The organism is Paenibacillus sp. FSL H7-0326, from assembly GCF_001955535.1.
In the GTDB taxonomy this organism is placed as follows: Bacteria; Bacillota; Bacilli; order Paenibacillales; family Paenibacillaceae; genus Paenibacillus; species Paenibacillus shunpengii.
Window position 1 is genome coordinate 436,590 of sequence record NZ_MPVN01000003.1, and the last position, 20,210, is coordinate 456,799.

The 20,210-nt window shown below is 42.9% G+C and carries 15 protein-coding genes; 14 read left to right on the plus strand and 1 reads right to left on the minus strand.

Features of this window, described 5'->3' with window-relative positions; genetic code table 11:
- The first annotated feature begins 194 nt into the window (after positions 1 to 194).
- Positions 195 to 965, plus strand: a complete 771-nt coding sequence (locus tag BK126_RS17935; protein WP_076313905.1) for an alpha/beta fold hydrolase — start codon at positions 195 to 197, stop codon at positions 963 to 965.
- Positions 966 to 1,080: 115 nt separating this feature from the next.
- Here the strand turns inward: BK126_RS17935 and BK126_RS17940 are convergent, their stop codons facing one another.
- Positions 1,081 to 2,031, minus strand: coding sequence for a phospho-N-acetylmuramoyl-pentapeptide-transferase (locus tag BK126_RS17940; RefSeq protein ID WP_076313906.1), 951 nt, complete (start codon positions 2,029 to 2,031; stop codon positions 1,081 to 1,083).
- 227 nt (positions 2,032 to 2,258) lie between these two features.
- Here BK126_RS17940 and BK126_RS17945 point away from each other — a divergent pair, with 227 nt between their 5' ends.
- From BK126_RS17945 to BK126_RS18005, 13 genes are all read left to right on the plus strand, one after another.
- Positions 2,259 to 3,272, plus strand: coding sequence for an NAD(P)-dependent alcohol dehydrogenase (locus tag BK126_RS17945; RefSeq protein WP_076314109.1), 1,014 nt, complete (start codon positions 2,259 to 2,261; stop codon positions 3,270 to 3,272).
- Between the two features lie 144 nt (positions 3,273 to 3,416).
- Entirely contained in the window at positions 3,417 to 3,947 is a 531-nt protein-coding gene (locus tag BK126_RS17950; RefSeq protein WP_076313907.1) for a TetR/AcrR family transcriptional regulator, read from the plus strand.
- 117 nt (positions 3,948 to 4,064) lie between these two features.
- On the plus strand, positions 4,065 to 5,021 hold the full coding sequence (locus BK126_RS17955) for an NAD-dependent epimerase/dehydratase family protein (protein ID WP_076313908.1): 957 nt from the start codon (positions 4,065 to 4,067) through the stop codon (positions 5,019 to 5,021).
- 489 nt (positions 5,022 to 5,510) lie between these two features.
- Positions 5,511 to 7,223, plus strand: coding sequence for a sensor histidine kinase (locus tag BK126_RS17960; RefSeq protein ID WP_256702909.1), 1,713 nt, complete (start codon positions 5,511 to 5,513; stop codon positions 7,221 to 7,223).
- A complete protein-coding gene (locus BK126_RS17965; RefSeq protein ID WP_076313910.1) occupies positions 7,183 to 8,814 on the plus strand; it encodes a response regulator transcription factor in 1,632 nt (543 codons plus the stop codon). Before BK126_RS17960 ends, BK126_RS17965 begins: the two co-directional genes overlap by 41 nt.
- 173 nt (positions 8,815 to 8,987) lie before the next feature.
- Entirely contained in the window at positions 8,988 to 10,364 is a 1,377-nt protein-coding gene (locus BK126_RS17970) for an ABC transporter substrate-binding protein (protein WP_076313911.1), read from the plus strand.
- A gap of 73 nt (positions 10,365 to 10,437) precedes the next feature.
- Entirely contained in the window at positions 10,438 to 11,340 is a 903-nt protein-coding gene (locus BK126_RS17975) for a carbohydrate ABC transporter permease (protein WP_076313912.1), read from the plus strand.
- 10 nt (positions 11,341 to 11,350) lie between these two features.
- Positions 11,351 to 12,178 carry a carbohydrate ABC transporter permease gene (locus BK126_RS17980; protein WP_076313913.1) on the plus strand — a complete coding sequence of 276 codons (828 nt, stop codon included), beginning with the start codon at positions 11,351 to 11,353 and terminating at the stop codon, positions 12,176 to 12,178.
- Positions 12,179 to 12,209: 31 nt separating this feature from the next.
- Positions 12,210 to 13,211 carry a glycoside hydrolase family 130 protein gene (locus tag BK126_RS17985; RefSeq protein ID WP_076313914.1) on the plus strand — a complete coding sequence of 334 codons (1,002 nt, stop codon included), beginning with the start codon at positions 12,210 to 12,212 and terminating at the stop codon, positions 13,209 to 13,211.
- Between the two features lie 17 nt (positions 13,212 to 13,228).
- Entirely contained in the window at positions 13,229 to 16,324 is a 3,096-nt protein-coding gene (locus tag BK126_RS17990) for a glycosyl hydrolase (protein ID WP_076313915.1), read from the plus strand.
- Positions 16,308 to 18,437, plus strand: a complete 2,130-nt coding sequence (locus tag BK126_RS17995) for a galactose-binding domain-containing protein (RefSeq protein ID WP_076313916.1) — start codon at positions 16,308 to 16,310, stop codon at positions 18,435 to 18,437. The genes BK126_RS17990 and BK126_RS17995 overlap by 17 nt, the downstream gene beginning before the upstream one ends.
- Positions 18,438 to 18,741: 304 nt before the next feature.
- The gene (locus BK126_RS18000; RefSeq protein WP_083655950.1) at positions 18,742 to 19,155 is read left to right on the plus strand and encodes a nuclear transport factor 2 family protein; all 414 of its coding nucleotides are present in this window, start codon (positions 18,742 to 18,744) and stop codon (positions 19,153 to 19,155) included.
- 33 nt (positions 19,156 to 19,188) lie between these two features.
- Complete coding sequence (locus BK126_RS18005) at positions 19,189 to 20,070, plus strand: ergot alkaloid biosynthesis protein (protein WP_076313917.1); 882 nt, start codon at positions 19,189 to 19,191, stop codon at positions 20,068 to 20,070.
- Positions 20,071 to 20,210 lie beyond the last annotated feature (140 nt).

Sequence of the window (20,210 nt, forward strand, 5' to 3'; positions counted from 1 at the left end):
TCTTATTCTGTTTCAAGTTCTTTCCGGGGCGGATTAATGCTTACCATGGATCGTCCTGAAGTGTATATGTTTGTTGTGCTCGCTCATATGACAAGTATAGCGGTACTTTTTGGCCTGTTATCATACATGAGCTATATCGTTTGGAGACTAGCCAAGCCTGCAGTTTAACATTTCATTGATAAGGAGTTTTAACTTTGACAAAAAAAACAAAAAGAAGTAAATGGAAAAAAATATTATTATGGGGATGCTTAATCTTGGTGATTGGTATTATTGGTCTATGGGTGTATCTTAATTCGATAACCTATAATCCTACCCAGCAAGCAGAGCTAGCTTTTCAGAGCGATAGCCAGGTGAAAGTAACAGAAGTTAAAGGAGGCTTCAAATTTGAGCCTGAAATGGGAAATATTAAGGAACCTAATATTATTTTTTATCCAGGAGGGTTAGTTGAACCCGAAAGCTACTCGCCTTTTGCGAGAGAACTAGCTAAACTAGGACATCGCACATACATTGCTGACATGCCCCTGAACCTGGCCATTTTCGGTCAAAACAAAGCTGACTCCTTCCTTAAGGAATACCCGGACGAATCGTTCGTTATTGGGGGGCACTCCTTAGGTGGTTCTTTTGCAGCCAGATATGCTGCTGAGCATACTGAGGAGCTTGAGGGTGTGTTTTTCTTGGCTTCTTATGCTGATGAGACGGGTTCATTAAAAGATACAGATCTATCTGCGCTGCAAATTACAGGTACATCGGATGGAGTCCTAAATAGAGAAGTGTGGGAAAGCTCCAAAACCAATCTGCCTGCACATACTTCTTATGTCAGTGTAGAAGGAGGCAACCATGGACAATTCGGATCCTATGGGAAGCAAAAAGGGGATAATGATCCAGCTATTGATGAGGAGGAGCAACGACAAGAAGTAGTTAATGCTATAGAGGATTGGATCACGGAGATGAACAGTCAACGATAAACGTTTTTCAAAAAGAATTGGAGATTAAATGTTGGTGTGAACCATCAGTTCCACACTACCGGATGTAACCGCGGCTCTAAATTTAGCTGCGGTTACTTTTTTGGTGCGACATTGCCTAGAGAGCATATTTCCAAATAAACCAGCAGATAAGAGCGGACGCCCAAGAAATAAAGCCAAATACGATGACAATCTTATTCTCGCTCCAGCCATATTTCAAGCTGAAATGATAATGAATAGGGGCCATCTTAAAAAGACGTAATTTTGTGCGTTTAAAGTACCAGACTTGCAGGATGACCGAAATTTGTTCAGTCAGATATACGAAAAATAGAATAGGGATTAATATTTCTACCTTCTCCATAACAGCTAAGATAGAGAGCGAACCACCGATTGCTAACGATCCGGTATCCCCCATGAAAGCTTTGGCAGGATAAATATTATAGAAAAATAATCCGAGCAAACAGCTTATCATTACGAGGGTGAATATTTGAACTTCCTGCTTGTCCGAAATCAAAAAAAAGAAAAAGTAACTAGGGAGAGCAACATTGATTAACAGTCCGTCCAGACCATCAGTAAAATTAATCGCATTCGCTGATCCAACCACAAATAGTGACATGATCATTATGTATACGTAAACGGGGAGGTGTATTCTAAAACCATTTAATAATGAAATATCGCTCGACAAATTAAATGAATGAAATAGAATAATTAGCAGAATAAAGGTAAATGCGAATTGAAACATAAGCTTGGTTCGTCCGGAGATGCCTGATGGATCTTGCCATACTGCCTTTTTGAAATCATCGATAAACCCAATAAAGCTGAATAAGAGAAACGTAACGCACATAAAGATCATCAATGGTGTAGGAGAAGATTGTAAAGATATGACGACTCCGATAAGTAAAATGAGACCAGCCATCAGTGGAGTCCCTTGCTTAGCTTGATGATCAGGGGGTAACTCGAATCGAATGGGCTGCGTTAGCTTCAGATTGCGTAATCCCCATATGAGTACGGGAGCACAGAGTGCCACAAGCACAAACGAAAGAGCAGATATACCTAATATGCCAAACATTTCGGATAGGCCCCTTTCATATCATAAGGGTGAAGAATCAATAAAGCGAAATTTAGCTTCAATATTTTTCCTGTTTTAGTTGCTCCTTGTGATCAATAACAGGATAGAATACATCATTTAATATCGGAATAAATTGAATTTGAAACTTCTAAATTTTTACAGCGTATGAGACGTTTGAAAGTGAACTCTTTGGTGTGATCGAATGGAGAATGATGATGAGAGAAAGAATGGATAACAATGGATTGTCCGGCAAGCAGGGTCCCTCCTCCATGAATGCTTTGGTGTACGATACCTACGGAACACCAGAAGTTCTCCGTTTAGAAGAAGTAGCAGTCCCCGTACCCAAGGGTAATGAAGTCTTGATTGAAGTCTATGCGACCTCGGTAAATTCCTGGGATTGGGATCTTCTTCGCGGAAAACCATTCGCAAACCGTATCGGTGCATTTCGGCAGCCTCGTTACCGAATTCTTGGCGCAGACGTAGCAGGAATGGTAATCGCAGTGGGCGCGGATGTTACCAGATTTAAACGAGGAGATGAGGTGTTTGGCGATCTTTCTAGTTGTGGCTGGGGAGGATTTGCGGAGTATGTTTGTGCGAACGAAAATGCCTTAACACCAAAGCCTGCTGCAATCAGCTTTGCCCAGGCAGCCGCTATCCCACAGGCAGCGGTTCTAGCTCTGCAAGGTCTGCGTGATAAAGGAGATATAAAGCAAGGACAACGTGTGCTCATTAATGGCGCCGGTGGCGGAGTAGGGACATTCGCCATTCAATATGCCAAATTGCACGGTGCAGAAGTGACGGCAGTTGACTTGGCTGAGAAGCTGGAGATGCTGCAAGCTTTAGGCGCGGATCATGTGTTGGATTACTCCAGAGAGGACTTTACTGCAAGAGGACACAAATACGATTTGATACTTGATGTCGTCGGAAATCGCTCCACATTTGCCTTAAAGCGCACCCTAAAAAAGGGTGGACGATATGTTATGATCGGGGGGACTATGTTACGCATCTTCCAAAATTTATTGCTCGGCCCCTTCGTTTCTAGGCTGGAAAAAAAGAAAATGATGCTGCTCATCCACAAACCAAACAACGGAGACCAGCAGGTGTGGAAGGAACTTGTCGAATTAGGACAGGTCTTGCCGGTTATAGATCAGGAGTACCCACTGAGTGAAGCAGCTCAGGCGTTTCGCGATATTGGAGAAGGCCGGTTAAAAGGAAAAGCCGTCATCTCCATCAAGAATTAGATGTTGTAACTCTAAGGAAACAGCTGGATTAATCGGCTGTTTTTTCAATGCAACTGCTTGATTGCAAGTATAACTTATATAAGCTATACTTTACTGATATTTTGTTATTGATTAGTTACTAATTAAAAAAGAGGTGTAGGAAGTATGGCAAGAGATGAGAAGAAAAGCGTGAACCGTAAAGCCGAAATCATATCGGCAGCAATTGAGGTCTTTGCGGAAACTGGATATTACCGTGCAACGACAGCACAGGTTGCAGAGCGGGCAAATATTTCCCAGCCTTATGTGTTTCGTTTTTTTGCAACAAAGGAAGCGTTGTTACTCAGCGCACTGGAGCTTTCGTGGGAAAGGATCCAACAATCGTTTAAGCAGGTCGTGGAAACCGCAGCTGGCCCAGAGGAATTAGAAAGTGATCTGATTGAGGCGTATAAGGAGATTCTATCTGCACATACGAATGAAACCTACTTGCAAATGCAAGCCCAGACAATGCGAGAAGAGCCTATTCGGGAAGCCATGCGCAATGGGTTTCGGGAAGTGCATCGAATTGTACTGGATGCTTTTCGCCAGAAAGGGCTATCGAATCCAGGGGAACGAACCTTTTTGTTTCTGGCGAGAGGAATGCTCTGCAATATTTCGTGGGCTCTCGATATGCCAGAGCTTATCGATAGAGGGGTGTGATATGGCGAAAGCCATAATTTGAAACTTAGTTATTGACCAATCACTAACTGGGTGATATAGTTTGGTTATTGAATAAGTAATTGATCAATCACAAACTAATTTGGGAGATGACGAAGTATGAAAAAAGCGATAGTAATCGGTGCAACCGGCGGTACGGGTGCTGTTATTGTGTCTGAGCTGGTGAAGCGTGGGGTGCCGACAATTGCATTCGGGAGATCTAACACAAAGCTGAAGGAGATTGCCATCAGACATGGCAATCCCGCTCATTTGTCGCTGGCAGTTGGAGACGCATGTCGGCCGGATGAGATTGTGGCTGCGGTGCAAGATGCAGATGTCCTGTTCCATTGCGCGAATGTCCCTTACAACGAGATGGCAAGTAAGCTGATTCCTCTGGGTGAATCTATTATGGAGGCAGCTGATCGACTTAGTATGAAGGTCGTTGTCGTAGATGGGATCTACCCTTATGGAAGAAGACAGATGGATTTCGTAACTGAAGAGCATCCTAAACAACCTCATACGAAGAAGGGAAAGGTTCGTCTTGCCTTTGAGCAAATGGTCTTTAGCAGCAGATGGAAAAAGGCGCGTCCGATGATTGTGCGCCTTCCTGATTATTATGGACCAACTGCCAATCAGGCTTCCTATTTAGGTGGAACACTCGAAGCGATTGCAAATGGAAAAATGTCCTTTTTCATAGGTAATATGAGAACTCCCCGCGAATATGTGTATCTGCCTGATGCAGCCCATATGATTGTTGAGCTTGCGAGAAATGAGCATGCCTATGGGGAGAACTGGAATATACCAGGCTCGGATATCATAACTGGCCATGAGATTGTCCGTATCGCACAACAGGCAAGCGGCACTAAAAAGCCCGTCATTGCGCTAGGCAGAATTGGTTTGTCACTGTTAGGCTTATTCGTCCCGGTTATGAAGGAGGTTGTGGAAATGCTGTACTTAACAGAAGAGCCACTGCGCTTAAGCGGTGAGAAGTATAAGCGTCGTATCGGAAGCTTCTCATCAACCAAACCGGAGATTGGAATTACCGCAACTATTCGCGAATTGCAGAATAAGAAATAAACTATGAATATTTGTGATTGATTAATCACTAATATATTTGCTAGCTTGCTTATTCTTTGTTTGATCGTATTTTCTGTATTGTGGATGTATTATGTGAGAAAATTTTAGGGTTAGATCAAGGCAGTTAAGCATAATCTGAATGACAGAGTAAATTTGTGTTATTGGAAATGAGATTAAGCATTACTTTGCTAAAATTAGATATTTGTGCACTAGGAGGCAAGTCATTTAAATGATTTGCTTCTTTGTTGTTAATTCGGGGTCCATTTCATTCCTACAAATAAAAAATCTTCTTGTAAAATTTCTTCTTTTCAATTAGCTTAGTCATGCTAGGACTATTGAATTAGAGAGGCTGATCGATATTTGATAAGGCGACTAAAGTTGGAGCGATTGATCGAAAAGTTGGGTGAACGTCTGCATAGTGTTTCTTTTAAACAAAGAGTTCGTGTGTCCTTCCTAGTTATGATAGCGCTTGCAATAGGGGTATCTGGCATGATCACGTATGGGATTGCTTCTAAGGAGCTTCAGAGAAATGCCTTTGAATCGAGACAGGAGACGGTCAACAAAACGATCCAAATTCTTGACGATAAGCTGGCTGGGATTTCTAATTCTGTCCGTTCCCTTATGTTTAGTTACGCTTTTAAAGAAATGATGCTGGATGTACAGAGCAACGACATTTCGAATTATTATGTTCATTTGTCCGAGCTTCAGTATGTTTTTTCACAGGTTTCCTTTAATGAACCTCTGATTGAAAGCATTCTTATTGCTACGCCAATCGGGGATTTCTATCCCGTGTCACAGCGTCGATCTCAGGTACAGTCCTTTTATGAGTCGAGTATGTATTACGATGTCAAAGAGAACTACGGCGGAGTTTGGATTAAGGGGCATATCGACAAGTTTTTTACTGGAGATAGTCGTACTCTTTCTTTTATTACGAAGGGAACGCTGGAGAATGTAACAAACAGCAATGTATTCATTGTCGTGAATGTGAACGAAAGCCAATTGATTGGAACCGTGAACCAACATTCTGCGAATGATGACAGCGATTATTTTATCATCGATGCCAAAGGTGAGGAAGTGATTCGGACAGCGTGGTCATCCCGCCATAATCTTATGGAGGACATCCCTTTCTTGCACAATGTTTCTGAACGAAATGAAGGTGCTTTTTTTCATCAATTTGATCATACCGATTATCTTGTGAACTATGCAAGATCCTCTATAGTAGAAGACTGGAGCCTATTCGGTATCCAGCAGAAGGATACGCTGCTTAAGCAAATGAATAGCGTAAAACGTACCACCTTCTTTATTATGTTGTTTTTTCTGCTAGTCACCTGGATTATATCCACAAAATTAACCACAATTTTGCTTAATCCGTTATATAAACTCCAACGACTCATGAGGGAGGTCGAAGACAACCGTCTTAATGTCCGGTTTAAGAGCCGTTCTCATGACGAAGTAGCACAGGTAGGTTACCAATTCAACCGCATGCTGGATGAAATTAATCGGCTTATCAGTGATGTAAGACGGATCGAATCGGCAAAACGTCAGGCGGAGATGAGAGCTTTGACTGCACAGATGGAACCGCACTTTTTATACAACACTCTAAATACGATATATTGCAAGTCAGTATTAGGCGAAAACGATGAGGTCAATGAAATGATCTTGTCCTTGTCCCAGATGTTCCAGTTAGGATTAAGCGGGGGCAAAGATTGGAACACACTGGAGGATGAATTGCTGCATGTGAAACAATATTGCCTGATTCAACAGAAATGTTATGAAGGATTGTTTGAGTATGAACTTACTGTAACAGACGAATCATTACTTAGCTGTCTCTTGCCCAAAATTCTTCTACAACCCATCGTCGAAAACAGCATACAGCATGGCTTTAAGGAGATACGTTGTGGGGGGCGAATTGACTTACATGTTAGTAGACAAAACCATCTGATCTATCTAATCATAGAAGATAACGGGATAGGGATGAATGCAGATGAAGTGAGCAAGCGTATGCTGGAAGAGCCCGTTTCTAAAAAGGGTTATGCCTTGAATAACCTCGTTAACAGGCTCCAGCTCTTTTATGGTGAAGATGCCAAGATCAAACTGACCAGCATTATTGGTTCAGGATCAAGGACTGAAATATGGATTCCGATGAAGGAAGGGTTGAATCATGATGAAACAGCATTCATTAATTCGGTTATGCATCATTGATGATATTCGAAGTGTGGTAGAAATGATCGCACGAAAGCCTCCTTGGGAGGAATTCCATATTGAGGTAATAGGTACGGCGCTGGACGGTGAAGAAGGCATTCAATTGGTTAAGGAAATGAAGCCAGATATCGTACTGACGGACATCCGGATGCCGAAAAAAGATGGTCTTGCCATGACACAAGAGATTCTAGAATATTCCCCTTCTACTAAGATTGTCATTCTCAGTGCGTACACCGATTTTTCTTATACGAGACAGGCTATTCGTCTAGGCGCATTTGATTTCATCAAGAAACCTTTTTCAATAGATGAAATTGTTCAGGTCGTATTGAAAGCAAAGTCAGCTTATTTAGAAGATCGGCAGAAGCAAAGCCAGGTCATGGAATTGAAGCAGAATATGTTTACAAGTTTACCGGTATTGCAGCAAGAATACTTGTCATTGCTGGTTCATCATCATACAAATTCATCTGCAGCTTATCTAAGATGGCAATCTCTTGGTATTACGTTAAAGCCTCGATTCTTCAATCTGTTTATCGTGGAAATGGATCGATTCATGGGCAAATATAAAGATCAACCTGCAAGGGAAGTAGAGTTGATTCGATTCAGTCTTCGAAACATATTAGAGGAGACGATTAAAGGTTTTACCGAGGGAATTGTTTTTAGTGAAGCCTTGAACCGATTTGTATGCTTGTTCAATTGCGAAGAAATGAAGGTCGCAGAACAAATAGCGGGAGCCTGTCAGAAGAACATGTACCAATTCACACATTCCACCATTTCCATTGGAATTGGCATGTGCGTGACTTCTATTGATGAATTGCCAAATTCATATGAGACAGCTCTGAATGCTTTAGAATACCATTTCTACGCTAATGGAGTGAACAGTTACCGTTCGGATGACGAGAAGACCTTCTGGAGTTACACGGAATCGACCGAGCAAGAATTACTATTTGCGCTGCGTTCCGGGCATCAGGAGAAGTGCCGACTCATTCTGGAGCAAATTTTTAATGATATCTTACAGCTGGATCCACTTCCTAAGCCGCAGCAGGTCGAAAATATATGCTATGAGCTCTCATCCAAAATATGCAGGGTCATGTCAGAGCAATTCTCACAGGATCGGGTAAAGAGGCTTGAAGAAAAATGGAATGCGGTTAAGCGTTCAGGCTTGGTATCGTTCCAAATCTTACGGGAAACGGTTAAAGAAATATGTCTTGAAGCCTGTTCCTGGATTGAAGAGGAACGTTCAGATGAATCCACTAAATTAATCTATCAGGCTAAGGAATTTATATGTTCTAATTTACATAAAAACTTGACGCTCGATATTTGTTCCAAGCAGTTTAATATAAGTCCCGGCTATTTTTCAAATCTTTTTAAAAAGGTGCTGAATATCACTTTTCAGCAATTCGTGATGCATCAGCGTATGGAAAAAGCGAAAGAGATGTTAATAAATGATTATCAGGTACAGGAGATCGCTCAGGAGCTGGGGTATGAGCATCGACGCTATTTCAGCGAGGTATTCAAGAAGCATACCAATATGACTCCATCAGAATTCAAGTTGTATAGCACAGGGAGAGTTACTCCACCTATAGAACAGTAGATATAGCAAGCCTTGTTTCCGTTTATGGATACAAGGCTTGCTTTGCGAGAAGGGCCAGTTTGAATATAAAACCTGCCCTTAATGTGTGGTTACCCGCATTATGTGAGTAAGAAGATGCCTTTATACTGAGAGAGCAACAACGATATTTCGCTCATAAAAGGGAGGTTCTATGGATGAAGAAGAAAAATAAATCTTTCGTATTTGCGATGTGTTGTATGCTGCTTGCCGGAAGTCTTGCCGCTTGCAGCAGCCCGAGCTCTGAGGAGCAGGGATCGGATTCTGAGACCAATAGTAAGACAAAGATCACTTATTGGACGGGAGATCGTCATGATTCTGAATTCGTTAAAGAGGTCATCGATACGTTCAACCAAACGAATGAAGATAACATCGAGGTTGAACTCGTTATCAAGGGTGACGATTTTGATCAAGCGCTGGATATGTCCTTTCAGACCTCAGATCCGCCTGATGTGATTCGCGTGAAAGAGAACACCATTCAGACCTTCCATAAAAAGGGATTTATTGCCCCCATCGACGAGTTTCTAACAGATGATATAAAGGAGAAATTCCCATTGATGGAGGATCTGAACAGCTTCGATGGACAGCGCTACAGCCTGCCGAATTACGGTACAACGATGCGATTGATCTATAACAAAGAGCTTTTCGCCAAAGCGGGTATTGAACAACCACCTACCACGTTGGATGAGTTAGTGGAGACGGCAAAGAAAATAACGGAAGTGGGGAAAGAAAGTGGTGCTTATGGCTTCGCCCAAAATTTCAAGAATCCATCTAGTGCGTTCGGTCGTTCTGCGCGCGTGATTGCCGAGGTGAGCGGTTATGGAGGCTTTGGATATGATTTCAAAACGGCTCGCTATGACTTCACCGGATTCAAGCCAATCATAGAAGCATTTAAAAAAATGAAGGACGATGGGAGTATGCTTCCGGGGGTTGAATCTCTAGATATCGATCCACTGCGTGCTCAATTCGCGGAAGGAAAGATTGGAATGTACTTATCCTTTTCCGCTGAGGCAGGAGTGTACCAATCCCAATTTCCTGCAAAGATTGACTGGGCAGCAGCACCTGTTCCTTCCATTGACGGTCAATTTAATGGCGCGTCAGGTTTCTTAGGAGGACAATGGCTGGCCATTAGCTCGGAGTCGGAACATAAAGAAGCGGCATGGAAATTTCTAACGTACATGTATGACGAATCTATCCTTCAACAGTACCAGGAAAAAGGGTTTGGGATATCAATGGTTCCTTCGGTTAGTGCGGTTGCTGCGAAGCCTGAAGTGAATGGAATTGACGGATTCCTGCCTAACAAATATGACGGTGTCTGGCCGGTATACCCGACGGTTGCCGTGCAGGGAACGAAGTCTGATGACGCTTTTTTCAAATATATGCTAAGTGGCGGAGATCTGGATGCCATTATTAATGATTTGAATACACGCTATAACGCCGCCTTAGATAGCGCTATAGCCAGTGGGGAAGTAAAGGCGGAGCCGATGGCAGATTTTAATCCTCTCGACCTAGCCGGACAATATGCTGAAGAATAACTTTTTTCTTATGGGGATGGTTCACGCTCCATCCCTTTCTAAATTTTATTGTAATGCAAGGAGTTGAGAGGATATGAATAGAGCAAAGGGTGTTGCTTTTTCATACAGCTTTCTGTTGCCGAGCTTTATTCTAACCGTGGTCCTGGGCATCTACCCTATTATGTGGGCTATGAGATATATGTTTTATGATTATAAGGGGTATGGAACCGAGAAATTTGTGGGACTGGCTAATTTCGAACGTGTCATAATGGACCAGCAATTCTGGGAATCTGTAACCAACACGTTTATCTATGCCGGAGGCAAACTTCTGATATCCATTCCGCTTGCTCTGATCCTGGCAGTTATTCTGAACTGGAACATTAAAGGAAGAAACCTGCTTCGAGCCATCTTTTTTATGCCGACCATTATAAGTACATCCGTAATGGCTGTCGTATTTTTTACCATATTTAATTCCTATAATGGGATCCTCAATCAGTTTCTGATGAAGTTTGGTCTCGTTAAGAGTGCCATCGATTGGCTCGGTGTCGATTTTGCGATGTTAACCATTATTATCGTATCCGTCTGGGGGGCCGTTGGGAATTACATGCTTTTATTTTTGGCAGGGCTTCAGAACATACCTAATGATGTTTACGAAAGCTCTGCACTGGATGGGGCAAACAAATTTCAGCAATTCCGATACATTACCATTCCCATGCTGGGACCCGTCATGCAGATGATCATTATGCTGGCTATCATTAATGCGTTAAAAGGCTTTGAAAGTATCATGGTACTGACCGATGGGGGTCCAATTGGAAAAACGAATGTCATGTTCTTATATGTGTACAAATTATTTTTCCCGCCAGCAGGTTCAACAGCATCCACTCAAATTCAGGAGTTTGGCTATGGCAGCGCAGTCGCTTTTGTTACAGCGGTGATCGTTGGCATGATAACGATACTTTACTTCTATGGTTCAAAAAGAATGAACCAGTATGAATAGGGGGACGTTCATGAAAATTGTATGGAACACTATATTGTGGACGTTTTTAATTTTGGTCGCATTTCTGACGCTGTTCCCCGTTGTAATCACCTTCCTTGGTTCTTTTAAAACGAATGCTGAACTTACCGCCGGAGCCACTTTTCTTCCGTCTGACTGGCAGTTTGAGAACTATCTTGAAGCATGGGTTCATGCCAATTTTTCTACATACACGCTGAACAGCCTATTCGTTGCCAGTGTCACAACGATCGGCACCTTATTGGTAGCTTCGATGGCGGCCTATGTAGTAAACCGGATGGAGTTTATCGGTAAAAAATTATATGTCGGCCTTCAAGCGTTTACGATGTTTGTAGCCATAGGGGCAGTCGTATTGCGTCCTCAATTTGACCTCATGGTAAAGATTCATTTACACGAATCGCTGTGGGGTGTAATTCTGATCTTAATTAGTGCTCATGCTTCTGCATTTTTTATCTTACTCAGTTTTATGAACGGGATTCCGAAAGAACTGGATGAAGCAGCTCGGATTGATGGGTGCTCACTTGGACGAACGTTTTGGAGAATCGTTATTCCTTTGCTTACTCCGGGACTTGGCGTTTGCGCGTTGTTTGCTTTTCGAGGTGCGTGGAATGAATATCTGCTTCCTTTTGTGTTTACGCTCAGTAAACCCGAGCTGCAGACACTCACCGTCGGTCTTGCTAATTTGAAATACGGTATAGCGGCCGCTTCTCAGACCCACTTCATGATGGCAGGTGCCTGTCTGTCTATTCTTCCCATTCTTATTGCTTATATCTTTGCCAACCGATCCTTTATGCAGATGACAGCCGGCTCCTTAAAGGGCTAGTTAAAAATTCATTGAACAGGAGGCTCTTCACATGAATTCTTTTTCGATTGGGAAACTCATCTCAAGTCCCGTAATTAAACGGCATTCGGATAATCCAATATTGGATGCATCCCGTGTTCCCTATTCAACCGCTCTCGTATTTAATGCTGGCGTCACCAAATTTAATGGAAGATATGTCATGGTATTCCGTAACGACTACGGTTGTGTAGAGAGCCAGATCCTTGAGCCTCATCACACAACCGACCTTGGCGTTGCCTTCAGTGATGACGGAATTCACTGGGATGTACGACCTAAGCCGTGTTTCAAGCTGCATGATGAAGAGAACATTCGTGTGTATGATCCTAGGCTTACTGTGATTAACGGTCGGTGTTATATGTGTTTTGCCGTTGATACACAGCATGGCATTCGCGGTGGTGTTGCAGTTACAGATGATTTTGAAAATTTTGAAATTTTAAGCTTGTCGACTCCGGATTTGCGAAATATGGTGCTGTTTCCCGAGAAGATCAATGGGAACTACGTGAGGCTTGAGCGGCCGTTTACGGTGTACAGCCGAGGGGGAATCGATCGATTTGACATGTGGATTTCGGAGTCGCCTGATTTGAAATACTGGGGGAATTCGGCTTTGCTGCTTGCAGTGGAAGATGTCCCATTTGCAAATGATAAGATTGGACCGGCAGCTCCGCCAATCAAGACAAAGAAGGGATGGCTTACGACATTCCACGCCGTAGATCTTGATCCAGCAAGAGGAAAAAACGGGTGGGAACCTACTTGGAAAAAACGTTATACAGCCGGTTTGATGCTGCTGGATCTGGAGCATCCTCAAAAGGTCATCGGCATGTATAAGGAACCTTTACTTGCACCTGAGGTTAGTTATGAGACTGATGGAGGTTTCCGTAACAACGTGATCTTTCCGGGCGGAATGATATTAGAAGATGACGGTGAGGTAAAAATTTATTACGGTTCAGCAGACGCGGTGGAATGTCTGGCGACGGCACATATTGATGATTTGATTAGGTTATGTCTAGAGGTATAGGGGAGGTGGAGAAGACAATGACCGTATGGAGCCTCCTTAAGAGTCCTCCTGCTTGTTACCAAACGATACCCTTCTGGTCCTGGAATGACGATCTAAATGAGAACGAACTTATGCGACAAATCGAAGAAATGTATAAAGCCGGTATCGGAGGTTTTTTTATACATGCCCGCGGGGGCCTTATGGTACCTTACATGGGTGAGGAGTGGATGGAGGCGATACAGCTATGCATCAAGAAAAGTCAGGAGCTCGGGATGGAGGTGTGGCTGTATGACGAAAATGGCTGGCCCAGCGGTTATGCCGACGGAAAGGTACCTGCAATGGGGCCCAATTATCAGCAAAAGCGGCTGACCTGCGAATGGGCACCATTTAAGCAAGAGGATATGGTGACCATCGCCAAGTATGTTCAGGTTAGTGATGAACTGCAATTACTTGCTCCGGATGACGCAACCCAGCCTGACTTTCGAATAGGCTACGAGGTTAACCCTTATTACATCGACACACTAAGCAAAATGACAGTGAATGCATTTATTACAATCATCTATGAAGCATATTGGGAGAAGTTTGGCAAAGAGCATGGCTCCATACTCAAAGGCATTTTTACAGATGAACCCCAGTTTGGACGTGGTCATATTCCATGGTCGTTAGAATTAACAGAAGTTTTTGAAAGTCATTATGGATATTCTCTTCTTCAAGCACTTCCGGCACTTTTTAGGGAAACCAAGGGTTGCCGAAAGATAAGGTATGATTATTGGGAATGTGTTACCAGGATGTTTACGGAAGCGTATGCCAAACAGATCGGAGCGTGGTGCAGGGACAAAGGGTGGGTTTCTACCGGGCATGTTGTAGACGAGCAAACCCTTATGAGTCAAGCCACTTCGGTAGGTGATCCACTCCTCTTTTACGAGTATCTGCAAATACCCGGCTGTGACTGGCTCGGACGGTTCGTTAGTGAAGAGCCGATTGTTCCGAAACAGGTGAGCTCCGTTGTCAGGCAGCTTGGCAAAAAAACAGCCATCACCGAAAGCTTCGGTTGCAGCGGATGGAATGTCAGCTTTCAGGAATTAAGGAGAATCGGAGAGTGGCAGTTTGTTCATGGAATAAATCTGATGTGTCAGCACTTGCAGGCGTATTCACTTCGAGGCATGCGAAAACGGGATTATCCGCCATCCTTATTCTATCAACAGCCTTGGTGGAAGGATTATCATCAATTTAATGATTACTTTTCCCGGTTGTCCATGCTGCTATCAGAGGGGACGCGGCAAGCAGAAGTACTTCTGCTGCATCCCATCAGAACAGCCTGGGTGGAGCAAGAAGGCATAGATTCAACAAGGATTGAGCCTTATCACCAATCTTTCGCACAGTTATCCCGCTGGTTGTGCCAATCATTCATCGAGCATGACTATGGGAGTGAAGGCATCATTGAACATCATGGCAAGGTAGTAGATGGACAATTTGTCATTGGGGAGGCTGGATATCGAGTAGTTATTATCCCTCCTAGTATTACATTAGACAGAATCACGGTAAATTTACTTCAGGAATTTTCACTTCAAGGTGGAAGATTAATCGCATGTGAACCTTATCCATATCTAATGAATGGAGAGCAATGCGAACATATCGATTCTCTAATAGCTGCGGCATTAAAGCCTGCCCGAGATCGTAGCTCTTTAGCTAAGCTGGTTTCGTGTACAGTTTCACCATCTATTTCTGTCCGCAATAATCAGGGGGATCCAATGGTGTCGGATATGATTAACGTGCAAACACTCCAACTGGATGATTGTTATCTCTATTACATCGTGAATTCTGGAGAAGAACTTTACTCGGATGTGAAGGTAACAATCCATAAGAAGGGCAGGTTATCCCTTATCGACATGGAGAGCGGGGAGATACAGGCTGTGGATCAAACCGTCGTGGAGGAGGGCACCCAGCTAAATTTGACTCTCTATCCTGCTTACTCATACATGATCCGGCTTGAACAAGCGGATATTCCATGTGATCTCGGTACGATTACGGAATTAGAAGCTTGTCATGAAGATGGTACTATTCAGATCTTGGATGAGCGATGGAGAATTGATTATATGGATCTTAACAGTTTAACGCTAGATACATGTCGTTATCGAGTAGAGAATGGAGAATGGTCACCCTCTTTACCCATTATTTTTATCCAAGAAGAGCTGCTAAGGATAGGCTATCCGGTAAAAATCGATCTGGAATTTGACGTTAATCTTTCATTTGAGCCTACAGATGACAAGGAAATGTATCTAGTTATAGAGAATCTCGAAAGCACGAAAATCGTGATTAACGATAAAGAGGTACCTTCTGTTAGCTGTGGATGGTGGAGAGGCATTGCTTTTGAGAAGGTAGATATTCGAGGTTGCCTTCATTATGGCAGGAACACCATCATTCTGAACCTTGAATTCTGGAACACACCCGAAACTTATGAAGCTATAGAGCGGTCTGCTCAATTCGAAGCTGAAGCCAATAAGCTTAAGCTCGATACAGAGCTTGAAAGTATCTATATAATTGGAGATTTTGCTGTCGTGTCAGAAACGGAATATGTGGATGATGAACATGGAGTTATATATACGGATGGTCCTTTTACACTTACGGATTCACCTGAGTATATTTCGCTGAAAGACGATTTCATTAGGCAAGGATTCCCCTTCTTCGCGGGGAGTATAAGGGTAGTACAGACTGCTATTGTGAATTTAGATCATGCTGCTTTATGGCGATGGCAGTTTGGCTCAAGGCCAGATGCGATTGTCACCCGATTGGTGATAAATAATATAGAAATTCGGAGCTTTATATGGGAGCCCTATGAAGCAGAGATTTCAGAATATCTCCTAACAGGAGTTAATCGAATTGAACTCGAGTTGACAGGGAGCTGCAGGAACTTACTCGGTCCGCATCATCATATAAAGGGAGAGCCTCTTAAGGTAGGACCAGACAGTTTTAAGGATAAGCCGGGTTGGACGGATAAGGACCTTCAACCAGATACCTCTATTTATCAGGATCGATATGCTTTTGTCCGGTTTGGATTGTCAAATATTCCGGGATTGGTTTCTATATCTACCTGTGAACCAAAGGAGGCAAAAGGTGATGACATGGTTCAATAAATGGTTTAATGTAACGGTTGGATTATCGCTTGCTGCGGTTATGCTGTTACCGCTAACCTTAAACCCTCAAGCTAATGCATTAGAGAGCACAGAGTTTCTTGAACACTCGGCTCCAGCCTCAGTCATAACCTATGAACCCTCAGAACGTTATGAGGACTCCGCAAACTATACACTTAAAGCAAATGGGGTCTCGGTTCCAGTGATAAAAGGGTTCAGCGACTATGATTATGCACATTTTTCGATGTCCGATGGCCCAGTAACTTACGAATTAACGATTCTGAATACGGATAAGGTACATGAATATTCGATCAGTCCCAAAAAACTCGGGATACAAGCAGACAAAATAGAGGGAAGGACACTCACCTTTACGACCCGATCGGATGAATATTTAATTGTCATGTTGAACAACCGCAAGACCCGAATGGTCATCGCTGCAGATCCGCTGGAGAGTGATGTTCCAGCTTCAGCTGGAGAGGGAATATTCAACATTACTTCTGCTCCTTATCATGTTATACCTTCAGGAACCTCCACAACAGAGGTCTCCGCAAGAACTAAAGCGATTCAGCATGCAATTGATGAGGCGAGCGAGTATGGAACCGCCCAAGGAGACGGTAAACAAGGTATTGTCTATATACCAGCAGGGACTTATTCTATTGGCAATTTGGTATTACGAAGCAATACGGCCATCTATTTAGAACCGGGAGCCACTTTGCTGGGGACAGGAAGGACGAACCATTATACAGAGCACTGGTTTAAGGATTCGATGGGAAGGCCTGCAACGTGGTGGATCTCCACCGAATTTCAATCAGAGAACATTCGAATATATGGGAGAGGCACCATCGATGGAAATGGGCAAGTCCTCCACAATGACAAAGAAACAAATGGTAAGGGCATGATTAACAATTTGGTAGTTCCGATTGATACATCCCAATTTGTGATGGACGGCATTATTATAAGGGAATCTTCGGGATGGGCAGTCGTTACAGTTCGATCAAACGATCTTACTTTTCGAAATTTAAAGCTGTTTAACAGTTTGGGCATGGGGGAGAATGACGGTATTGATATTTGTGAATCCCAAGATGTTGTCGTACAAAATGTGATAGGTATTTCTCTTGATGATCCGTTCTCAACGAAAGCCTGGCAAGAGGATACTGACATCGCTTCAGGTAAAGTACCTTGGCCGGGAAACCCTGAACCTGTTCAGAACGTCCTGTTTGAAGATACGATCGCTTGGACATTATGCTACGGATATAAAGTGGGTCAAGGTGTCATGCAGAATCAATCTGATATTGTATTCCGTAACGGCGTTGTGTACAAAGCCGCCGTAGGATTCGCAATTCATCACAAATACGGGACCGGCACAGTGAGTGATGTACGGTTTGAATCCATGGACGTTGAAGATATCAGTGGAAAGAATGAAGACAATAGTGCCTGGATGACTTTATTCATTGTGAATGGCAGCAATCACGGGGTGGGACCTATTCATGATGTTAAAGTGAAGGATATTACGGTACGTGACGCGGGTGAAAGTTTTGCCAAAATTAAAGGTATGGAAGGTGCATTGATTACTGATCTCACGTTTGAGAATATTTATATGCCTGGTGACAGCGAACCGGCGACTACGCTACACGAGATGAATTTTTTGAACAAAGAACATTATGGAGATGTCACCATTAGACCCGTTCAGAATAACGAACCGCTCCCGAAAACTAACCTGGCACTGCACCGTCCAGCCGTAGGCTCATCCCAAGACGGATTAGAGGATACCGCTCCGTACGTAAATGACGGGAATTTAGCAACACGTTTTGGCACAAAGCGAGGTGTAGATCCGGGTTGGATTTATATTGATCTTGGAGAAATTAAGAAGATAAACGAAGTCAGGCTCTACTGGGAAGCAGCTTATGGAAAGAGCTATCAAATACAGGTCACTGATGATCCAAGCCAAGAAACCCATTGGAGAGATGTGTTCAGTACTACAGCAGGTAAGGGTGGACTTGAGGTCATTACTTTTGACGAAGTAGACGCCCGCTATATACGAATGCACGGAACCGTTCGGGCTACAATATATGGCTACTCCATCTGGGAATTTGAAATTTATGGTCCGCAACAATAATCGTACGATTAACAGTTATGCCCGGTGATCAACCGGGCTTTTTTACGAAGAACACGATGTATAAATTTTCTTGACTGATTGGTCCGTAATTATTATAATAACGATCAAGGAGGTGAAATATGGAAGGAAATACATGATAACGGATTAGTTTAGCAATAGATAGTGAGTAGGTAAGGCTGATGAGGGTGTAACCCTTCATTTTTATTTCTCGATTTTAGACTAATTGTTCTGGAAAAGGTATTTCATCCATTTATTTTTTTGATCATTCTAGACTAAAAAGTCCAAAAAGATAGGAGAGATTTCTATGAATAACGGATTTTTAACTGAGACAGAGGCAGCTGGAATCTTAGAAACATTTCATAACAGTATCATAACTCAGGATTTTGAAAGCTGGTTAGAGCTGTTCAGCGAAGATGCGATCTTTGAGTTTCCTTATGCACCAGAAGGTTATATTAAGTGTTTGGCTGGAATTTCAGAAATTCGAAATTATATTTATGAGCTGCCTAAGCTGATGAATGTGCATGCCTTTTCAAACGCGGAGCTGATCATTACGAATGATAAAATTGTTGCCGAGTATACGTGCGATGGAGTGGTTATAGAGACACAAAAACCATATCAACAAACGTACATTTCCGTAATCCATACTAAGGGTGGAAAGATTACACGCTTTAAGGATTACTGGAATCCGGTAGTGGTTCTGAATGCGGTGCAAAATTAAGTACGGCTACTTGCCAATAAGGAGATGACTCTGATGATGAATCATAACAAAATACTTATAACCGGAGGAAGAGGTAAGACGGGAACGAGAATAGCGAATCGACTAGATCAATCCGGATACCCCTACAGTACGACATTTCGAAATAAACAGGACATTATTAATCCTATGAAACAAGTCCATTTTGACTGGTATGACCGTTTAACGTTTCTTCCAGCTGTAGAAAATGTGGAACGCGTATATTTGGTTGCTCCGGTAGGCGATCCAGAACCAATTGAAGTGATGCAACCCTTTATCGAAATGGCATTGGAACAAGGCGTTCGCCGCTTTGTATTGCTTAGCAGTGCCTCCATTTCAGAGGATGGACCTGTATTTGGACCGGTTCATCAATTATTGAAGGAACGGGCCCCTGAGTGGACAGTACTGAGACCTTCCTACTTTATGGAGAATTTTACCGAAGGTCAGCATGCTAAGACGATTCGTCAGCAGGATTCAATTATTAGTGCCGCAGGTCACGGAAAAGTAGGCTTCGTATCAGCAGAAGATATTGCAGAAGTCGCTGTGAGAGCACTTGTTGATGTTGAAGCTCATAATACGGAGCACATCATAACTGGGCCTGATTCACTTTCATATGAAGATATCAGTCAAATTATAACTAAAGTAATAGGAAGAAATGTGACTCACCAATCCATATCAAGTGAAGAACATACCCGTAGCTGGTTAGCAGCAGGACTCAATAAGACCTATGCAGAGATCATGACGGAGCTGGACCGTAGAATCCGTGAGGAAGGGACGGAAGATTTAAGGACTGACACGGTAGTTAGGTTAACTGGAAAGGAGCCGATTTCCTTCCATAGGTTCGCGGAAAAACATGCTTCCCTATGGAACTCGGCTATCAGCGATAAACAGCACCAATGAACATAGACTGAACACTTAAGAATAGGGGTCTATAAGTACCTATTGGGATAAGAGATGAATTCCTGAATTCCTTATATTCTTAATAGGTACGGTTAGTATCTTTGTTATTAGGCTTGACTGAGAGATTCTACGAAAGATAG